Source organism: Variovorax sp. F042, from assembly GCF_057814215.1.
The window spans coordinates 182,094-198,643 of sequence record NZ_JBVASX010000010.1 but is presented as its reverse complement, the minus strand read 5'-3'; the positions used below and the strand labels follow the sequence as shown (position 1 = coordinate 198,643).

At 67.6% G+C, this 16,550-nt stretch carries 19 protein-coding genes; 7 read left to right on the top strand and 12 right to left on the bottom strand.

What is annotated here, in order from left to right; genetic code table 11:
- Positions 1 to 75 precede the first annotated feature (75 nt).
- A complete protein-coding gene (locus ACZYSP_RS26225; RefSeq protein WP_093172976.1) occupies positions 76 to 405 on the bottom strand; it encodes a hypothetical protein in 330 nt (109 codons plus the stop codon).
- 172 nt (positions 406 to 577) lie between these two features.
- Between ACZYSP_RS26225 and ACZYSP_RS26220 the strand changes: the two genes are divergently transcribed.
- A complete protein-coding gene (locus ACZYSP_RS26220) occupies positions 578 to 2,023 on the top strand; it encodes an aminotransferase-like domain-containing protein (RefSeq protein ID WP_426391531.1) in 1,446 nt (481 codons plus the stop codon).
- Between the two features lie 15 nt (positions 2,024 to 2,038).
- Here the strand turns inward: ACZYSP_RS26220 and ACZYSP_RS26215 are convergent, their stop codons facing one another.
- Genes ACZYSP_RS26215 through hisN form a run of 5 tightly spaced genes read right to left on the bottom strand, consistent with a single transcriptional unit; the run spans position 2,039 to position 5,964 of the window.
- The gene (locus tag ACZYSP_RS26215; RefSeq protein WP_093056135.1) at positions 2,039 to 2,485 is read right to left on the bottom strand and encodes a DUF1877 family protein; all 447 of its coding nucleotides are present in this window, start codon (positions 2,483 to 2,485) and stop codon (positions 2,039 to 2,041) included.
- Positions 2,482 to 4,008: a tetratricopeptide repeat protein gene (locus tag ACZYSP_RS26210; protein ID WP_489017437.1), complete on the bottom strand. Its 1,527-nt coding sequence runs from the start codon at positions 4,006 to 4,008 to the stop codon at positions 2,482 to 2,484. Before ACZYSP_RS26210 ends, ACZYSP_RS26215 begins: the two co-directional genes overlap by 4 nt.
- A 30-nt stretch (positions 4,009 to 4,038) precedes the next feature.
- Positions 4,039 to 4,965 (bottom strand): ROK family protein, encoded by a 927-nt coding sequence (locus ACZYSP_RS26205; RefSeq protein ID WP_093078659.1) that lies wholly within the window; start codon positions 4,963 to 4,965, stop codon positions 4,039 to 4,041.
- 17 nt (positions 4,966 to 4,982) lie between these two features.
- Entirely contained in the window at positions 4,983 to 5,177 is a 195-nt protein-coding gene (locus tag ACZYSP_RS26200) for a DUF2905 domain-containing protein (RefSeq protein WP_056509065.1), read from the bottom strand.
- 10 nt (positions 5,178 to 5,187) lie between these two features.
- Positions 5,188 to 5,964, bottom strand: a complete 777-nt coding sequence (hisN, locus tag ACZYSP_RS26195) for a histidinol-phosphatase (RefSeq protein WP_307616339.1) — start codon at positions 5,962 to 5,964, stop codon at positions 5,188 to 5,190.
- A 114-nt stretch (positions 5,965 to 6,078) separates the two neighbouring features.
- On the opposite strand from hisN, the gene ACZYSP_RS26190 reads away from it, so the two are divergent.
- The gene (locus ACZYSP_RS26190) at positions 6,079 to 6,471 is read left to right on the top strand and encodes a DUF5329 family protein (protein WP_093078656.1); all 393 of its coding nucleotides are present in this window, start codon (positions 6,079 to 6,081) and stop codon (positions 6,469 to 6,471) included.
- Here ACZYSP_RS26190 and ACZYSP_RS26185 read toward each other — a convergent pair whose 3' ends face one another.
- The 5 genes from ACZYSP_RS26185 to ACZYSP_RS26165 all read right to left on the bottom strand — a co-directional run bounded on the left by ACZYSP_RS26185 (position 6,472) and on the right by ACZYSP_RS26165 (position 11,431).
- The gene (locus ACZYSP_RS26185; protein ID WP_093078655.1) at positions 6,472 to 7,341 is read right to left on the bottom strand and encodes an ABC transporter permease; all 870 of its coding nucleotides are present in this window, start codon (positions 7,339 to 7,341) and stop codon (positions 6,472 to 6,474) included.
- Entirely contained in the window at positions 7,338 to 8,258 is a 921-nt protein-coding gene (locus tag ACZYSP_RS26180) for an ABC transporter ATP-binding protein (RefSeq protein ID WP_489017433.1), read from the bottom strand. The genes ACZYSP_RS26185 and ACZYSP_RS26180 overlap by 4 nt, the downstream gene beginning before the upstream one ends.
- A 3-nt stretch (positions 8,259 to 8,261) precedes the next feature.
- Positions 8,262 to 9,272 (bottom strand): ABC transporter substrate-binding protein, encoded by a 1,011-nt coding sequence (locus tag ACZYSP_RS26175; protein WP_093078654.1) that lies wholly within the window; start codon positions 9,270 to 9,272, stop codon positions 8,262 to 8,264.
- Between the two features lie 22 nt (positions 9,273 to 9,294).
- Positions 9,295 to 10,188, bottom strand: a complete 894-nt coding sequence (locus ACZYSP_RS26170; protein ID WP_489017430.1) for a TauD/TfdA dioxygenase family protein — start codon at positions 10,186 to 10,188, stop codon at positions 9,295 to 9,297.
- A 127-nt stretch (positions 10,189 to 10,315) separates the two neighbouring features.
- The gene (locus tag ACZYSP_RS26165; protein WP_489017428.1) at positions 10,316 to 11,431 is read right to left on the bottom strand and encodes a class I SAM-dependent methyltransferase; all 1,116 of its coding nucleotides are present in this window, start codon (positions 11,429 to 11,431) and stop codon (positions 10,316 to 10,318) included.
- A gap of 23 nt (positions 11,432 to 11,454) precedes the next feature.
- Between ACZYSP_RS26165 and ACZYSP_RS26160 the strand changes: the two genes are divergently transcribed.
- A complete protein-coding gene (locus ACZYSP_RS26160; RefSeq protein WP_093078651.1) occupies positions 11,455 to 12,234 on the top strand; it encodes an SDR family oxidoreductase in 780 nt (259 codons plus the stop codon).
- Positions 12,235 to 12,245: 11 nt separating this feature from the next.
- Positions 12,246 to 12,620 (top strand): dihydroneopterin aldolase, encoded by a 375-nt coding sequence (locus tag ACZYSP_RS26155; RefSeq protein WP_093056387.1) that lies wholly within the window; start codon positions 12,246 to 12,248, stop codon positions 12,618 to 12,620.
- Between the two features lie 11 nt (positions 12,621 to 12,631).
- On the opposite strand, the gene ACZYSP_RS26150 is transcribed toward ACZYSP_RS26155, so the two are convergent.
- Positions 12,632 to 13,855 (bottom strand): MFS transporter, encoded by a 1,224-nt coding sequence (locus ACZYSP_RS26150; RefSeq protein ID WP_093078649.1) that lies wholly within the window; start codon positions 13,853 to 13,855, stop codon positions 12,632 to 12,634.
- A gap of 99 nt (positions 13,856 to 13,954) precedes the next feature.
- On the opposite strand from ACZYSP_RS26150, the gene ACZYSP_RS26145 reads away from it, so the two are divergent.
- The 3 genes from ACZYSP_RS26145 to ACZYSP_RS26135 all read left to right on the top strand — a co-directional run bounded on the left by ACZYSP_RS26145 (position 13,955) and on the right by ACZYSP_RS26135 (position 16,536).
- Positions 13,955 to 14,878 carry a LysR family transcriptional regulator gene (locus tag ACZYSP_RS26145; RefSeq protein ID WP_093056157.1) on the top strand — a complete coding sequence of 308 codons (924 nt, stop codon included), beginning with the start codon at positions 13,955 to 13,957 and terminating at the stop codon, positions 14,876 to 14,878.
- A gap of 62 nt (positions 14,879 to 14,940) precedes the next feature.
- Positions 14,941 to 15,873 (top strand): tRNA 2-thiocytidine(32) synthetase TtcA, encoded by a 933-nt coding sequence (ttcA, locus tag ACZYSP_RS26140; protein ID WP_093056159.1) that lies wholly within the window; start codon positions 14,941 to 14,943, stop codon positions 15,871 to 15,873.
- A 45-nt stretch (positions 15,874 to 15,918) separates the two neighbouring features.
- Entirely contained in the window at positions 15,919 to 16,536 is a 618-nt protein-coding gene (locus ACZYSP_RS26135; protein WP_093056161.1) for a DUF4136 domain-containing protein, read from the top strand.
- Positions 16,537 to 16,550: the final 14 nt, after the last annotated feature.

Genomic DNA, 16,550 nt, shown 5'->3' with positions numbered 1-16,550 from the left:
GTGCGATCACGCCGACGGGGGACATTCGCGGAGGGGAGTACCCGGTGTCATTCGCACGCACCCCGAACAAGTCCCCTACCAGCCAGTAAGCAGACGCACAAAGCGCATCACCGGCCGCGCCTCCACAGCCGAAACCTGCGCAACCAGCGGCACGTGCACCCGCAAATGCACCGGCGTCAGCGCAGACACTTCGATCCAGCCGCCGTGCGGCAGCCGATGCACCTCGCCTTCCTCGAGCAGCGTCTCGGCCATGAACACGGTCTCGCCGAACCATCCGGGCGGCGACACGACCCGGGCGCGGCCCTCGGCCAACTGGAGCCAGGCCCCGGCATCGACCGAGGTGCGCAGGGACTGGCCGGGCTCCAGAACGATGGAATCGGGCGCTTGGGAGAGGGTGGTGATCATGGCGAACCTCGGGTGAATGAGGGTTCATCGTAGAAATTCCGTCGCCTAAAAAACAGGCACACGCCATGACTATTGCGACCGTAACAGCGGTGCCGCCGACGCATCTGTTATGGTCGTTTTCCCTAGCAACTGCATCTGTTTTCGGATGCCCGATACGGGGAACATCGACCCCATGGACTCGCTACCGCTCTACCGCCAGCTCTCCGCGCACTACGTGGACGCGATCCACACCGGCTCCCTCAAGCAGGGCGACAAGCTGCCCTCGCTGCGCAGCCTGATGCGGCTGCACGACATCAGCCTGTCGACCGCGCTGCAGGTCTGCCGAGCCATGGAAAGCGACGGCTGGGTCGAGGCCCGCGACCGTTCGGGCTACTTCGTGCGGCGGCCACAACGGCTGGCCATCGCGCCGATGGAAGAGCCGATTGCCGACGTGCCGCCCGACCCCGCGCAGTTCGTCAGCATGCGCACACGCATGGCCAACTTCATGGCGCGCGGCCGGCATACGGGCGTGAAGCTCAACTTCGCCATCGCCCGCGCGGCTCCCGAGCTGTATCCCGCCGAGGCCCTGCGCAACTCGATGACGCGCGCACTGCGCCAGCGGCCCGAGCTGCTGACCACCGCCTCGTCGCAAAAAGGCCACGAGCAGTTCCGCGAAGCGCTGGCACAGCGCAGCCTGCGCGTGGGCATGACGGTGCCGCCCGACGAAGTGCTCGTCACCAACGGCTGCATCGAGGCGCTGAACCTCGCGCTGCGCGCCATCGCCAAGCCCGGCGACACGGTGGCCGTGGAGTCGCCCACCTTCTACGGCCTGCTGCAGGTGCTCGAAAGCCTGGGGCTGCGCGCGCTGGAGATTCCGACCAGCCCGCAAACGGGCATCTCCCTGGAAGCGCTCGACCTCGCCATCCACACCTACGACGACATCAAGGCCGTGGTAGTGGTGCCGCACCTGCAGAACCCCATCGGCAGCGTGATGCCCGACGCCCACAAGCAGCGGCTGGTGCACCTGTGCGAGAGCCACGGCATCGCGCTGGTCGAAGACGACACCTACAGCGACCTCGTGGAAAGCGACGCGCCGCTGCGCGCGGTGAAGTCGTGGGACCGCACGGGCAACGTGATCTATTGCGCGTCGCTGCACAAGGTGCTGGCGCCGGGGCTGCGGCTGGGCTGGATCACCGCCGGGCGCTGGCACGCGCAGGTGGAAATGCTCAAGTACGCGCAGACCCGCAACAACGAGGCGCTGGCGCAGATCGCCGCGGGCGAGTTCGTCGCGAGCGGCGGCTACGACCGCCACCTGCGCCGGCTGCGCGAGCGGCTGCACGTGCAGCGCGACCAGACGGCGGATGCCATCGCAAAGTACTTTCCGTCGGGCACGCGGCTGAACCTGCCGCGCGGCGGGCTGCAGCTGTGGGTCGAGCTGCCCGGGCAACGCTCGTCGGTGGACGTGTTCGACGCGGCGCTGCGCGAACACATGCTGGTGGCGCCGGGCGCACAGTTTTCGAACTCGGGGCGCTTCGACAACTACCTGCGCATCAACTGCGGCTGGCCGTATTCGAAGGCGGTGGATGCGGGGCTGCAGCGGCTGGGCGAGATCGTGTCGGCCGTGCGGCCGCCGCACTAGCAACCAGCCGGCGATTCAGACGATGTAGAACACGACGGCGTCGCGCCTTGCGGCCGCGCCGGCGAAGAAGCGCTTCACGCCCTCCATGAAGCCCTCGAGGTCCCGGGCGCCGTCCTGCCAGACCTTGGCCCAGTAGAGTTCGCTGAACTTCGCCGGCTCGCCGGTGAAGCGGCCCATCAGTTCCGCCACGTCGCGCTGCGCGAGCCGGGCCGCGGTGCGCTCGACGTGGGCGGCCGTGAGATAGATGCAGCCCAGCCCGTCGGTGCCGTCGAGCTCCTCGCCGTCAACCGCCTCGGGCAGCAGCGTGCGCACCACGTCCCAGGCCTGCTCCACCGTCTGGCTGTCGTGCGGGCCGCCCTGCGCGGCCGGTGAATGCAGGAAGCCCGACACGGTGGACGGATCGATCACCAGCGCGCGCAGCCGGTAGCGGTCCAGGGCGTAGAAGGCGCCGCCGATGCTCATGTGCTGGGTTCCATGCGTGCGGCGCGGGCCACCGCGGCGAGCACCATGCTCACGCTGTCGATGTTGCGCTGCGCGTTGTCGATGTTCCTGAAGTGGTCGGGCGCGCAGATCTGGTTGAGCAGCAGCGTGCGCTTGAAATGCATCAGCGCCTGGCGCAAGTCGCCCTCTTCCTGCGCGATCAGGCCCAGGTCGTTGTGGGCGGTTGCGGCCGCCTGGGAAATGCCCCGGCAGCTGCCCTGCTGGATGTCGAGCGAGCGCTCGAACAGCGGCCTGGCCTTGTCGAATTCGCGGCGCGCCATGAACAGGCTGGCGAAGTTGTTGAGCATGTCGGAATGCAGTTCGGCGTCGCCCTCGCCCGGCGGGAGCTTGTCCAGATGCACGAGGGCGCGCGCGTAGCAAAGCTCGGCTTTGGCGTCCTGGCCGGACTCGGCATAGAGAAACGCCAGGTTGTTGAATGCGCGCACCACGCCATCGCTGGAGCCGCCCCGGGCTTCGGCCACCGCCATGGCGATGGTCTTCTTGTAGAGCGCTTCGGCCTCTTCGGCCCGCCCGGCCGCAGCATGCAGCAGCGCCAGGGTGTTGGTCGGCCCGCGCCGCCAGCTGTCGTCGAGGCCGAGCAGCCCGATCATGGCCAGGGCTTCGTCCGCCGAGGCCTGTGCCTTGTCGTACCACTGCAGCCGGCGGCACAGTTCCGCATAGCTGGCCAGCTGGAGCACCACGGCCCTGTCCGCGCCGCCGTACAGCCGGCGACTGGCGGCGACGGCTTCGGCGCAGAACTTCTCGGCCCGGGGCAGGTCGCCCTGGGCCAGTGCGTCGCGGTAGCGCGCGTCGCGGTCTTCGAGCAGGTTCAGCAGCGCGCCTTCTTCGTCGGACGCAGCGCCGTGGGCCTTGCGTTCGGCGATGCCGGTCAGGGTCAGGTCCAGCGCCTTGCGGGCGATGTCCATGTCTTCCGCCGGCATGCCAATCTTGCGGCCGATGGAAAGGCTTTCCTCCAGGCTGGCCCGGGCCCTGTCGAAGGCCTTGAACTGGTAGCAGGCCTGGCCGAGCATGCACAGCGTCATCGCGAGGTTCTGGTGCGGGCCCTTGAACACGCGGCGCGCGGTGGCGACGATCTGCTCGGCGATGGCGACGGCGCCGGCCCAGTCTTCGGCCTCGGCGGCGGCCACGAAGCGCTCCTGCAGCTTGTTGGCTTCAGCGAGGGCGGCGAGGTCGTATTCCTTGGCCTCTCGTGTCCCGGCGCGACGGGCGCGCTGGCGGGCCGGAGCTTCTTCACCATCTTCGACAGCGGCCCCATCCTGCTGCTTCATCCGCCGGTAGATCCAGTAGACGTCGAACAGCATCCACGGCAGCACAAGCGCCAGGCCGAAGCGCGATCCCGGCAGGCCGGCGACGCCATACAGCAGCAGCGCCAGTTGCGCCGCGCCGCCCAGGTAGCTCCCGAGATAGAAGCGATGCGCCCCGATGAAGCCGCCCACCAGCCACAACAAGTAGGCATAGGAGCGACGGCGAGGCAGCAGGGTCATGATGTTCGCCGGATCGTACGATGTGGCCGTTCAGTCGAGCAGCGCCAGTGCGGCGTAGTCGCCGACCTTGTCGCCCAGGCCGGCGGGCACGAGGCGCACGCCTTGCGTGAGCGGCGGCAGCTTGCCGTCTACATGCGCCTGCAGCCTCGGCAGCAGAAAGTCGCGGTGGTGCCAGAACACGCTGCCGCCCAGGCTGATGCGCTGCAGGTCGAGCGTGGCAATCAGGTTGTAGAGCATGCGGCCCATCACCCGGCACAGCGCGTCGACGATTTCCAGCGAATGCGGCTCGCCGGCTGCGGCCGAGCTGAAAAGATCGGCCGCGGGCTGGCCGAAGCGCCGGGCGATCGAGTTGCCGGCAATCAGCCCTTCGACGTCGCCGACGTTGCCGCAGCCGCACAGCGCCCCGCTGGCGTCGTCCACCACGAAGCTGTGGCCCGCATGGCCGGCGTTGCCGTTCTTGCCGCGCAGCGCGCGGCCGTCCACGCACAGGCCGACGCCGACGCCGGTGCTCCACGTAACGTAGGCGCAATCGTCCAGCCCCTTGAGCGCGCCCCAGTGGCGCTCGGCCTCCAGCGCGGCGACCGCATCGTTCTCGACCCGCACGCGGGCGAAGCGCTTTGCCAGCGGCGCCTCGACCAGCGCGGTCATCCATGTGTTGGGCAGGCCGCGCGCCGGGCCGGCGATGCCGCCGCAGATGTTGGGCGTGGCCAGTTCGACCTTGCCCTCGCGCAGCTCGAAGGGCCCGGCCGACGACACGCCCACGCGGTCGATGGTTGCGGCATCGATGCCTTGCTCCGCGCAGACCTCGTCGATCATCCGCATGATCTGCACCGCCACCGCGTCGTTGTCGCCGGTCTTGGCCGTGGGCTCGCTGCGGCGGCCGATCAGCGGCGCGTCGCTCGAAGCGGAAAGGCTTACGGCCACCTTGGTGCCACCGATGTCTACGCAGGCTCTCATTGCTGTTTGTCTTTTCTCTACAGAAGACGCGCGACCAGCGCCGCGATCATGCTGAGCACCACGGTGCTGGCAATCGGCAGTTGCCACTCGCGGCCGAAGGCGCGGAACTCGAAATCGCCGGGCAGTCGTCCGAAGCCGAAGCGGCGCAGCCAGGCCGTCAGGCCGCTCATGAGCACCAGTGCGAGGACGACGACGATCAGCCAGCGGAACATGTTCGACAGTCTAGGCCGAGAGGATGGCCATCGCTTGCCGGTGGAGTTCGGGCGTTGCCGCCGCGATCACCCGCCCGTCGGACTTCAGCCCCAGCGGCTGGCCCTGCCAGTCGGTGATGACGCCGCCCGCGGCCTCGATCAGACCGGCGGGGCCGAGGTAGTCGTAAGGCTGCAGGCCGGTCTCGACCACGAGGTCGATGGTGCCGCCCGCCAGCTGGGCGTAGCCGTAGCAGTCGCCGCCGAAGCGGCGCATCGCGCACTGGCGGCTGAGCCGGTCGAAGGCAGTCCAGTCGGCCGGCGCGAAGATGTCGGGCGAGGTGGTGACGATGCGGGCCTTGGCCACCTCGGTGCAGCTGCTGGCGCGCACGGGCTGGCCGTCGCGCGTGGCGCCCTTGCCGGCCTCGCCGATCCAGCGCTCCTTGAGCACCGGCATGTCGACCACGCCCAGCACGATGCGGCCGCCCTGCAGCACACCGATCAGCGTGCCCCACAGCGGTGAGCCGGTGATGAAGCTGCGCGTGCCGTCGATGGGGTCGAGCACCCAGACGCGCTCTGCGTCGAGCCGCTCGGGGCCGTGCTCCTCGCCGTAGATGCCGTCGGCCGGCACCCGCGCGCCAAGGATTTCGCGCATGGCCGTCTCGGCGGCGCGGTCGGCCAGCGTGACCGGGCTTTCGTCGGCCTTGGTGATGATGTCCAGCGGCGTACGGAAGTAGTGCATCGACTGCGCTGCGGCGGCATCGGCCAGCGCCTGGGCAATCGACGAAAGATCGGGGGTCGAGGAGCTCATGGGAGAGTGGTTAACACATGCCAAAACCTGCGATTAGACCCGAGCCGGGCCGGGTTTGACACGGCGGGGGCGCCGGTCCTAGCATGGCCCGAAAATTGCCAGGAGACAAAACAAATGGCCTCGCTCAAATTCCTGCGCACCACGCTGCTCGCCCTCCTGCTCGGCGCCTCGGCCCTGCTGGCGCACGCCACCCCTTCCGACGCCGAGGACAAGCTGATCGACACGCTGATCCAGCGCGTCTCGAAGATGTCGGCGATGGTCTTCCTGCGCAACGGCAACGAATACACCGCCGCCGACGCCGCCAAGCACATGCAGGCGAAGTACGACTACTTCAAAAAGGAGCTGGTGACGGCCGAAGACTTCATCGAGCGCTGCGCCTCGCGCTCGGAGATGACGGGGCAGGCCTACAAGGTGAAGCTCAACAACGGCACGGTGCGCGACGCCAACGAGTTCCTCAACGGCGAGCTGCGCACGATGCGGCAAGCCGCGAAGAAGACCAGCGGCTAGCTAGCGCTGCTGGCCCCAGCGGCGCACCGTGAGCCGCTCCAGCGTCTTGAAGCCCAGACTCTCGACCAGCAGGCCGATCAGCACCACCATCGCAAGGCCCGCGAACACGCGGTCGGTGTACAGCTCGTTGCGGTTCTGGAAGATGTACCAGCCCAGCCCGCCCTTGCCCGACGAGGCGCCGAACACCAGTTCGGCCGCGATCAGCGTACGCCAGGCAAAGGCCCAGCCGATCTTCAGGCCCGACAGGATCGACGGCAGCGCAGCCGGCACCAGGATCTGCAGCACGTAGCGCAGGCCCTTCAGCCCGTAGTTGCGCCCCGCCATGCGCAGCGTCTCGGGCACGCCCTGGAAGCCCGCATAGGTGTTGAGCGCCAGCGGCCACAGCACCGAGTGGATCAGCACGAACACGAGGCTGCCGCGCCCCAGCCCGAACCACAGCAGCGCCAGCGGCAGCAGCGCGATGGCGGGCAGCGGGTTGAACATGGACGTGAGCGTGTCCAGCAGGTCGCGGCCGATCTGCGTCGACACGGCGAGCGTGGTGAGCGCGAATGCCAGCAGCACGCCGGCGAGGTAGCCCTGAAGCAGCACGGCCAGCGAGATGCGCACCTTCTCGATCAGCTCGCCGCTGGCAAGCCCTTCGAACAGCGCGCTCGCCGTGGCGGTGAAGGTGGGCAGCAGCAGGTCGTTGTTCTGCCAGCGGGCCGCAAGCTCCCACAGCACGGCGATGACGGCGAGGATCAGCCCCTTGCGCAGCCAGGCCTGCGACCAGATGCGCGCCCCCAAGGGCAGCGTGCGTTCGACCGGCAGCTCGGTGAAGGGCTCGAGCGTGCGCTCGTATTCGGGGCGGATGGGAGGAACGATCGCGCTCATGCCGCGGCCTCCTCATGTTCTTCTTCGAACAGCATGTCGTGGATGCGCTGCGCCGTGCTTTGGAACTCGGCACCGCCCAGGCTCGCAAGCGAAAAGCCGTGGCTGTTGATCTCGGCGCGCATGCGCCCCGGGTGCGGCGAAAGCAGCGCGATGCGGTTGCCCACCACCAGAGCCTCTTCGATCGAGTGCGTGACGAACAGCAGCGTGAAGCGCACCTCGTCCCACAGCTCGAGCAGTTCCTGCTGCATCTTGCGGCGCGTGAGCGCGTCGAGTGCGGCAAAGGGTTCGTCCATCAGCAGCACGCGCGGCTGCATCGCAAGCGCGCGAGCAATCGCCACGCGCTGCTTCATGCCACCCGAGAGCTGGTGCGGATGCACATCGGCAAACTTTGCAAGGCCGACCTTGTCGAGGTAGTGCAGCGCGCGTTCGGCGGCTTCCTTCTTGCCGAGCGTGCGCGAAGCCAGCAGCGGGAACATCACGTTCTGCTTCACGGTCTTCCACGGCGGCAGCTGGTCGAACTCCTGGAACACGACGATGCGGTCGGGGCCGGGCTGCGTTACGCGATGGCCTTCGAGGCGGATCTCGCCTTCGACCGGCGGGATGAAGCCCGCCACGGCCTTCAGCAGCGTGGACTTGCCGCAGCCCGAGGGGCCGAGCAGCACGAAACGGTCGGCGGCGTGGACATCGAAACTCACGCGGTGCGTGGCGCGGACAACTCGCTCGGGGGTGCGGTATTCGAGGCTGACCTTGTCCACCTGTAGCAGCGGTGCGCTTTCTTGCCCCCTCTCCCTCTCTCGCTCGCGGGAGAGGGTTGGGGTGAGGGCGAGTGGCGATGCCAGAGGCTCCCCCCTCACCCCTGCCCTCTCCCGATGTGAGAGGGAGTTACCCCGGGAAGGCAAAGCCGCTGCCGTGCTCATCGATCAATTCCCCGACGAATTCTGCGCATCGTCGAAGAAGTAATCCTTCACCGAAGCCGGCTTGTTCTTGATCGCGCCCACACGGTGCATGAACTCCGCCAGCGGATACGTGTTCTGCGGCGTGGTCTTGAACTGCACCTCGGGGTTCTTGATGATCTTCAGCAGCAGATCGCGGTCGAGCTTCGCGTTGCTCACCTTCAGGTAGATATCGGCCGCCTTCTCAGGGTTGGCCGTGACGAACTTGGCCGCTTCGTCGAGCGCATCGACAAAGGCCTTGTACGTCTTCGGGTTCTCGCTGCGGAATTTTTCCGTCGCGTAGAGCACCGTCGCCGACGACGGACCGCCCAGCACCTGGTACGAGTTGAGCACGATGTGTGCATTCGGATTGCCCGCGAGCTCCTGCTCCTGGAACGGCGGATTGCCGAAGTGCCCCGTGATCTCCGTGCCGCCCTTGATGATGGCCGCAGCCGCATCGGGGTGCGGCAGCGCCACGCTGATCTTGTCGAGCCGGTTGAACTCCTTGTCGCCCCACAGCTTGGCCGAGGCGAACTGCAGCACGCGCGACTGCACCGACACGCCCACGGCGGGCAGCGCGATGCGGTCCTTGTCGGTGAAGTCGGCGATCGTCTTCACGTTCGGGTTGTTGCTCACCAGGTAGTACGGGAAGTTGCCCAGCGAGGCCACGCCCTTCACGTTCTGCTTGCCCTTGGTGCGATCCCACAGCGTGAGCAGCGGGCCCACGCCGGCGCCCGCGATCTCGATGTTGCCTGACAGCAGTGCGTCGTTGACGGCCGAGCCGCCCGAGAGCTTGACCCATTCGACCTTGGCGTCGACGCCCACGGCCTTCGCGTGCTTCTCGATGAGCTTCTGCTCCTGCGCGACGTTGAGCAGCAGGTAGACGATGCCGAATTGCTCGGCGATGCGGATCTGGCCTTCGGCATGCGCAGCGAGGCTGCCAGCGAGAAGGCCGAGGCCGGTGACGAGCGCGGCGGCTTTGCGGGTGAAGCGGTTCATTGACGGGGGTCCGGAAGAAAGATCAGAAAGGCGTGTCGCCGACGATGGTGGTGCGGTTGAGGCGGCGGCGCAGGTGGTCTGGCGTACCCGCTGCGAGGTGCATCAGCGAGCGGTTGTCCCAGAACACCAGGTCGTGCGGCGCCCACTGGTGGCGATAGACGAACTCGGGCTTCACGCTGTGCGCGAACAGCTCGGCGAGCAAGGCGTCGCTTTCGGCCTGCGGCAAACCGACGATGCGCGTGGTGAAGTGCTCGCTGACGAACAGCGCCTTGCGGCCTGTCTCGGGGTGCGTGCGCACCACGGGCTGGACGGCTGGGGCGACCTGATCGATCTGCGCTTGCGAGAGCTTGGGGCGCCACGGATTCTTGGCGCGCAGCTCTTCGTACTTGGCGAGGTAGCTGTGCTCAGCCTTCAGCGGCAGGACGCGCTGCTGCAGCTCGGGGCTCAGCGACTCCCATGCGAGATGCTGGTCGGCGAACAGCGTGTCGCCGCCTTCGCTCGGCAGCTCCTGCGCGTGCAGCAGGGAGCCCAGGCTGGGGTTGGGTTTGTACGAAATGTCGGAATGCCAGTAGACGCCCGCATCGCCGAGGCCGATGGGCTCGCCGTTCTCCTTGATGTTGGAGACGATGAGGATCTCGGGGTGGTTCTTCAGCTGGAATTGGTGCAGGACGTGGATTTCGAGCGGGCCGAAGCGGCGGCTGAAGTCGATGTGCTCCTGCGGGGTGATCTGCTGGTCGCGGAATACCAGGACGTGGTGGTCGAGGTGGGCTTTGTGGATTCGAGCGAAGTCTTCGGTGCTGATTGGCTTCGAGATGTCGAGGCCGATGATTTCGGCGCCTACGGGGGCATCGAAGGGGCGCACTTCGAAGTGCTGTGCGGCGGGCTCGGGCCCGCTGCTGGAAAGAACGGCTGTCATGCCGGGAATGTAGGGGCCGGTTTGTTGTTTCCCAACGAACTCTTCGTTGATAGCTTATGACTTTGGATGTTTGGGTTCCGAGGCCGGGTCTCGCCCCGGCCTCGGAAAAACAAACAACCACAGTCACTCAAAGCGTATGACTGCGATCCCCATCAACAAACCCCATCGCATCCCAAGCCCCCCCAACAGCAAACCCGACAACCTTGAACAGTTCCCCCATCTCATGCTCATGGATCAACCGCGCAGCCATCGCCCGCTCGGCAACAGACCCGGCTTCCATCCGAGCCAACAACCCACAGTTCAGCAGAAACCGCGCCTGACTCGTATAGCCCAGCACCTCAAGCCCCGCGTCCTGCCCAGCCAGCGCAATACCCGTGAAGTCGACATGCGCAGTGATGTCCTTGTAGCCCACATCAGACAGCGGATCGCCATCAGCCTGGTGCGCCCGGTGGCACATCACCGTGCCCATATGCCGCTGCGGGTGGTAGTACTCGGCCTCGGGAAAACCGTAGTCGATAAGAAAAGCCGCGCCCTTCCCAAGCCGATCCGCCAGCGTCGCAATGAATGCCCGAGCCTGCGGATGAATCTCGGTGAGGTAGTCGTGCCCGCCGGGCACTTCGATCGGCGGGTGAAGTTCGGTGGAACGGTCCGCCCATGTCCAACCGTCGTCGCTCGCATTGCGCACCACGCCGCGTTCGAACCACTGCCCGCCCACACGCGCCAGCAATTGCACAGGCATCGCATCGAGCACTTCGTTTCCGACCACCACGCCTTCCATCGACTCAGGCAGCTCGTTCAGCCACTCGACACGATCCGCATACCGCACCAGCGCCTGCTGCTGCCGCTCCCGCAACGTGCCGGACAGATCGACGATGCGATAGCGCACATCGCTGCGCCCCATCTCGTCGAGCGCATGCAGCAGCTGAACCGCCAACGCACCAGAACCGGCGCCGAATTCCCAAACCGTGTCGGTCCCCGTCTTCTCCAGCGCCTCGGCCACCTGAGCCGCCAGGGTCTGGCCAAACATCGGCGTGAGTTCCGGCGCCGTCACGAAGTCGCTGCCCGAAGAAGGCATGTGCCCGAACTTGGCGGAAGTGTTGGCGTAGTAGCCCAGGCCGGGCGCATACAACGCGAGTGCCATGAAGCGGTCGAACCCGATCCATCCACCCGCGCGCTCGACGGAACGCGCAATGAGGTGGTCGAGGGCGGTAGGTAAACTGCTGGGGGTCGTCTTTGTCGTCACAGCGCCATTCTCCCTCTCCCCGCATGAGCCCCGTTTCCCAAGCCCCTGCCTCCCGCCGCACCGTTCTCGTCACGGGCGCAGGCCGCAGGCTGGGCCGCGAGATCGCGCTGGGGCTTGCCGCAGGCGGCTGGCAAGTGGCGGTGCACTACCGGAGTTCGCTGGCCGAGGCCGAGCAGACGGTGGCCGACTGCGCCGCGCTCTCGGGCGACTCGGCCCTGTTCGCCGCCGACCTCGAAGACGAACAGGCCACGCGCGCCCTGCTGCCCCGCGTGGTCGCGCGCTTTCGCAGCGTCGACGCCGTGGTGCACAGCGCAGCGCTGTTCGAGCACGACGAAGCCGCCACCTTCGGCTATGCGCTCATGGAACGCCATGCGCGCAGCAACACCGGCGCGGCCATCCTGCTGGCGCAGGCGCTGCATGAACACGTGACGGCGCGCGACGCGCAAGGCGCGGTTGTCCATCTGCTCGACCAGAAGTTGTGGAACCCGAACCCCGACTTCCTGAGCTACACGCTGTCGAAGGCCGCGCTCGAAGCCGCCACGCCGATGCTGGCACTGGCCCTCGCGCCTCGCGTGCGCGTGGTGGGCGTGGCGCCCGGCCTCACGCTGGCGAGCCACATGCTGGACGACGACAAGTTCGCGCAATTGCACAAACTGTCGCCTCTGGGCCGCTCCTCCACCCCGGACGACGTGGTCGCCACGGTGAAGTTCGCGCTGGAGAACCGCTCGATCACCGGCACCACGCTGCTGGTGGACGGCGGCCAGCACCTGATGAAATTCGAGCGCGATTTCTCGCTCATGTGAGCACCACCACCATGTCCACTCCCTCGCAAGGCCACCAGACACTCACCCTCCAGGGCCTGCGCTTCGACGCCAACCTGGGCATCCTCGAACAGGAGAAGACGGCGCCGCAACCGATCCTGGTCGATGCCGAACTCAACCTCGGCCCGCAGCCGCTGCTGCCGCAGGACGACGACATCTTCCACGTGCTCGACTACCGCAAGGTGCGCCGCATCATCATCGAAGAGTGCACCGCCGAGCACGTCAACCTGCTCGAAAGCCTGATCGGCAAGCTGGTGCAGCGCCTGCTGCAGCTGCCCGGCGTGGTGGGCGTGCGCGTGAAGATCGCCAAGCTCGAAATCTTCGACGACTGCGAAGTGGCGATCCGCATGGAAGCCGGCGAGTGGTGAGCAACAGCCCCTCAGGCCGCTGAACCACAAGCCACGGCGGGCTTGACGGCCAAAGGCCACATCCGCACGGCAAGCGCACCCAGCCCCGACACCGCCCCCAGCAAGGCCACGGCCGACCAGCCCCACTGCGCCAGCACCAGGGCGCCGAGCGCGGAACCCGTGGCCATGCCGATGAACACGCCGGTGAAGAACACCGCATTGAGCCGGCTGCGCGCACCGGGGTCGATGCCGTAGACCACGGTCTGGTGCGCGATCAACGCGGCCTGCAGCCCGAAGTCGAAGCCGATGGCGCTGGCCACGATCAGCCCCAGCCGAGCGGCAGGCGCCATCAGCGGTGCAAACAGCATGGCCGCGAACGACACCACGACCAGCACGGCGCCCATGCGGATCACCAGCTCGGGACCGCGGCGGTCCGCCAGGCGCCCGGCGAGCGGCGCGGCCAGCGCACCCGCCGCACCGGCCAGGCCGAAGGCGCCGGCAGCCGCGCTGCCCAGATGGAAGGGCGCACCGTGCAGCATCACGGCCAGCGTCGACCAGAAGGCGCTGAAACCCACCGACAGCAGGGCCTGCGCAAAGGCGGCGCGGCGCAGCGCGCTGTGGCGCTTCCACAGATCCGCCAGCGAGCCCAGCAGCGCGCCGTAGCCCAGCTGCGTGGTCGGGCGCAGGTGCGGCAGGCCGCGCGCCGCGGCAACGCCAATGAACGCGATGCTGGCCGCCGCGACCATGAACATCGTGCGCCAGCCGAAGTGCTCGGCCACGAAGCCGCTGAGCACGCGCGACAGCAGGATGCCCAGCAGCAGCCCCGTCATCACCGTGCCGACAATCTTGCCGCGGTGCGCCTCGGGCGCCAGCGTGGCGGCGGCCGGCACCACGTCCTGCGCCATGGTGGCGGCAAGGCCGATGACGAGGCTGGCCGCCAGCAGCGGGCCGACCGAGGGCGAAAAAGCTGCACCGAGCAACGCCAGCACCAGCACCGTTGCCTTGACGAGGATGATGCGGCGGCGGTCGAAGCGGTCGCCCAGCGGGGCGAGCAGCAGGATGCCGAGCGCATAGCCCAGCTGCGTGAGCGTGGGCACGAAGCCCACGGAACGGGCCGAGGCGCCGATGTCGGGCCCGAGCACGCCCAGCATGGGCTGGCTGTAGTAGAGCGCCGCGACACCGAAGCCGGCGCTGGCGGCCAGCAGCAGGATCAGCGAGCCGGGCAGTCGCTCATGCGTTGATTGAATGGAAGACATGGTGTTAACCCTTAGAACCAGAAGCAAGGGCCGGAGTTTGCAGGGCGGTAGCAGTCAAAGGTAGCCTCCCGGGTCGAACAATTGATATACGCTTGGCGCATGGAAAAGCCCGCTCCCGCCGACCGCATCGAGCTGATGCAGACCTTCGTGCGCATCGTCGAGGCCGGCAGCCTGTCGGCCGCAGCCACGCAGATGGGCACCACCCAGCCCACCGTGAGCCGCCGCCTGCAGGCGCTCGAGCGCTCGCTGGGCGTGCGGCTGCTGCAGCGCTCCACGCACGCGATGAAGCTCACGGAGGACGGCGAGCGCTGCTTCGACCGCGCCAAGGAGCTGATCCAGAGCTGGGGCGCCTTCGAGGCCGAGCTGCGCGGCGTCGGCGACCAGCCCGAGGGCCGGCTGCGCGTGGTGGCGCCGCACGCCTTCGGGCAGCAGTTGCTGGTCGGCCCGCTGGCCGGGTACCTGCAGCGCCATCCGCAGGTGACGGTCGAATGGCTGCTGCACGACAGCCCGCACGACCAGACGCCCGACTTCATCGCCGAGGGCGTCGACTGTGCGATTCGCGTCGGTGAAGTGACTGACCCGGCCGTGGTGGCGATCCGGCTGTCCGAGGTGCCGCGCATCGCGATTGCCGCGCCTTCTCTTTTCGAGGGTGCGGCCGCAGTGCCCACCCACCCCCGCGAGCTGGAAGCCCTGCCCTGGCTGGCCGCGCGCAACTTCTACCGCACCGAGGTCGTGCTCACGCACGAGACCACCGGCGAGGTGTGCCGCGTGCCGATCCGCCCGCGCCTGATCACCGACAGCCTCTACGCCCTGCGCAGCGCCGTCGTGCTGGGCCTGGGCGCGGGCGTGTCGTCGACATGGATGCTGACCGAGGAGATCGCCGCGGGCCGGCTGCTGCATCTGGTGCCGCAGTGGCGCGGGACGCCCGCGCCGGTGTACCTGGCGTACCCGTACGCGCGCTTCTACCCGGCGAAGCTGCGGCTCTTCGTCGAGGCGATGCGCACCGCCTTTCCCGCCGCGTAGCGTGCGGAATGGGGATCGGGGACAATCCCCCCCTTCCCCCGACTCCCCGAAGTAGCCTGCCCATGAACGCCGTCTGGATCGACGAGGCGCCCGCCGCCGCCGACGCCACTGCCAATTCCCTGAAGATCGAGCGCGAAACGCACAAGCTCGAAAAGCGCCTGTGCCGCCAGGTCGGGCAGGCCATCGTCGACTACAACATGATCGAAGAGGGCGACAAGGTCATGGTGTGCGTATCGGGTGGCAAAGACAGCTACGCGCTGCTCGACATCCTGCTCAAGCTGAAGGCGCGCGCGCCGATTCACTTCGACATCGTCGCAGTCAACCTCGACCAGAAGCAGCCCGGCTTTCCCGAAGAGGTGTTGCCCAAGTACCTGAGCGACCTGGGCGTGGACTTCCACATCGAGAACCAGGACACCTACAGCATCGTCAAGCGCGTGATCCCGGAGGGCAAGACCACCTGCGGCCTGTGCAGCCGGCTGCGCCGCGGCATCCTGTACCGCGTGGCCGACGAGCTGGGCGCCACCAAGGTCGCGCTGGGCCACCACCGCGACGACATGCTGCAGACCTTCTTCCTCAACATGTTCTTCGCCGGCAAGCTCAAGAGCATGCCGCCCAAGCTGGTGAGCGACGACGGCAAGCACATCGTGATCCGCCCGCTGGCCTACGTGGCCGAAAAAGACACGGTGCGCTGGGCCCAGCACCGCGAGTTCCCGATCATTCCGTGCACGCTGTGCGGCAGCCAGGAAAACCTGCAGCGCAAGCAGGTCGGCGAAATGCTGCGCGAGTGGGACAAGAAGTACCCCGGCCGCGTGGAGAACATGTTCACCGCGCTGCAGAACGTGGTGCCGTCGCACCTGCTCGACGGAACGCGGCACGACTTCAAGGGTCTGAAGGCGACGGGCGTGGCGGATGACGACGGCGACAAGGCCTTCGACACCCCCTCCTTCGATCTGCTCTCCCAGGCACCTGCCGCCCTGCGCATCGTCCAGGGCTGACCGGGCACCCCAGGGGAATTTTGGGCTTTGCGCCCGGAGACCCTCATGAAACTTGCGTTCTCTGCTCTTCTTCTTGCAGCAAGCCTGACGGGTTGCGCCACCTCCTGGGTGGTCGACAGCGACGTCAAGAGCTTTGCCTCCCCCGGCACCGTGGCGCCCGGCGCCACCTACCGCTTCGACCGCCTGCCCTCGCAGCAGGCCGACGGCGCGCGGCAGGAATCGCTCGAAGCCATGGCCGCCGCGGCGCTCGACAAAGTCGGCCTGCGCCGCGACGACGCCAAGCCCCAGTACACCGCGCAGATCGGCGCGCGCGTGACGGCCGGCCTCTCGCCCTGGGCCGATCCGTGGCTCTACAACGGCCCCTGGGGTTATGGCTACGGCGGCTATGGCTACTACGGCCGGCGCTGGTACGGCGGCGGCTGGTATGGCGGCCCGGCGTTCGCGCCGCCAGCCAACCCCTGGTATGAGCGCGAAGTGAGCGTGGTGCTGCGCGAGGTGGGCTCCAACCGCGTGGTCTACGAGACCCGCGCCCGCAACGATGGCCCCTACACCTCGAGTGCGGCGATCCTGCCGGTGATGTTCCAGGCCGCGCTGCAGGGCTTCCCGAACCCGCCGCAGGGTGAGCGCCGGGTCAACATCGAGCTGTCAACGGCCAAAAAGTAGCGCTTCTAGAATCC

What these genes read in the sequence shown, in the direction of transcription:
- ACZYSP_RS26215 (WP_093056135.1), bottom strand. Translation starts at nt 2,485, where the DNA reads ATGAGCATCGGCGGCGCCTTCTACGCCCTGGACCGCTACCGGCTGCGC.
- ACZYSP_RS26155 (WP_093056387.1), top strand. Translation starts at nt 12,246, where the DNA reads ATGTCCACTCCCTCGCAAGGCCACCAGACACTCACCCTCCAGGGCCTG.
- ACZYSP_RS26150 (WP_093078649.1), bottom strand. Translation starts at nt 13,855, where the DNA reads ATGTCTTCCATTCAATCAACGCATGAGCGACTGCCCGGCTCGCTGATC.
- ACZYSP_RS26200 (WP_056509065.1), bottom strand. Translation starts at nt 5,177, where the DNA reads ATGTTCCGCTGGCTGATCGTCGTCGTCCTCGCACTGGTGCTCATGAGC.
- ACZYSP_RS26220 (WP_426391531.1), top strand. Translation starts at nt 578, where the DNA reads ATGGACTCGCTACCGCTCTACCGCCAGCTCTCCGCGCACTACGTGGAC.
- ACZYSP_RS26180 (WP_489017433.1), bottom strand. Translation starts at nt 8,258, where the DNA reads ATGAGCACGGCAGCGGCTTTGCCTTCCCGGGGTAACTCCCTCTCACAT.
- ACZYSP_RS26190 (WP_093078656.1), top strand. Translation starts at nt 6,079, where the DNA reads ATGGCCTCGCTCAAATTCCTGCGCACCACGCTGCTCGCCCTCCTGCTC.
- ACZYSP_RS26175 (WP_093078654.1), bottom strand. Translation starts at nt 9,272, where the DNA reads ATGAACCGCTTCACCCGCAAAGCCGCCGCGCTCGTCACCGGCCTCGGC.
- ACZYSP_RS26170 (WP_489017430.1), bottom strand. Translation starts at nt 10,188, where the DNA reads ATGACAGCCGTTCTTTCCAGCAGCGGGCCCGAGCCCGCCGCACAGCAC.
- ACZYSP_RS26160 (WP_093078651.1), top strand. Translation starts at nt 11,455, where the DNA reads ATGAGCCCCGTTTCCCAAGCCCCTGCCTCCCGCCGCACCGTTCTCGTC.
- ACZYSP_RS26225 (WP_093172976.1), bottom strand. Translation starts at nt 405, where the DNA reads ATGATCACCACCCTCTCCCAAGCGCCCGATTCCATCGTTCTGGAGCCC.
- ACZYSP_RS26185 (WP_093078655.1), bottom strand. Translation starts at nt 7,341, where the DNA reads ATGAGCGCGATCGTTCCTCCCATCCGCCCCGAATACGAGCGCACGCTC.
- ACZYSP_RS26210 (WP_489017437.1), bottom strand. Translation starts at nt 4,008, where the DNA reads ATGACCCTGCTGCCTCGCCGTCGCTCCTATGCCTACTTGTTGTGGCTG.
- ACZYSP_RS26205 (WP_093078659.1), bottom strand. Translation starts at nt 4,965, where the DNA reads ATGAGAGCCTGCGTAGACATCGGTGGCACCAAGGTGGCCGTAAGCCTT.
- ACZYSP_RS26145 (WP_093056157.1), top strand. Translation starts at nt 13,955, where the DNA reads ATGGAAAAGCCCGCTCCCGCCGACCGCATCGAGCTGATGCAGACCTTC.
- hisN (WP_307616339.1), bottom strand. Translation starts at nt 5,964, where the DNA reads ATGAGCTCCTCGACCCCCGATCTTTCGTCGATTGCCCAGGCGCTGGCC.
- ACZYSP_RS26135 (WP_093056161.1), top strand. Translation starts at nt 15,919, where the DNA reads ATGAAACTTGCGTTCTCTGCTCTTCTTCTTGCAGCAAGCCTGACGGGT.
- ttcA (WP_093056159.1), top strand. Translation starts at nt 14,941, where the DNA reads ATGAACGCCGTCTGGATCGACGAGGCGCCCGCCGCCGCCGACGCCACT.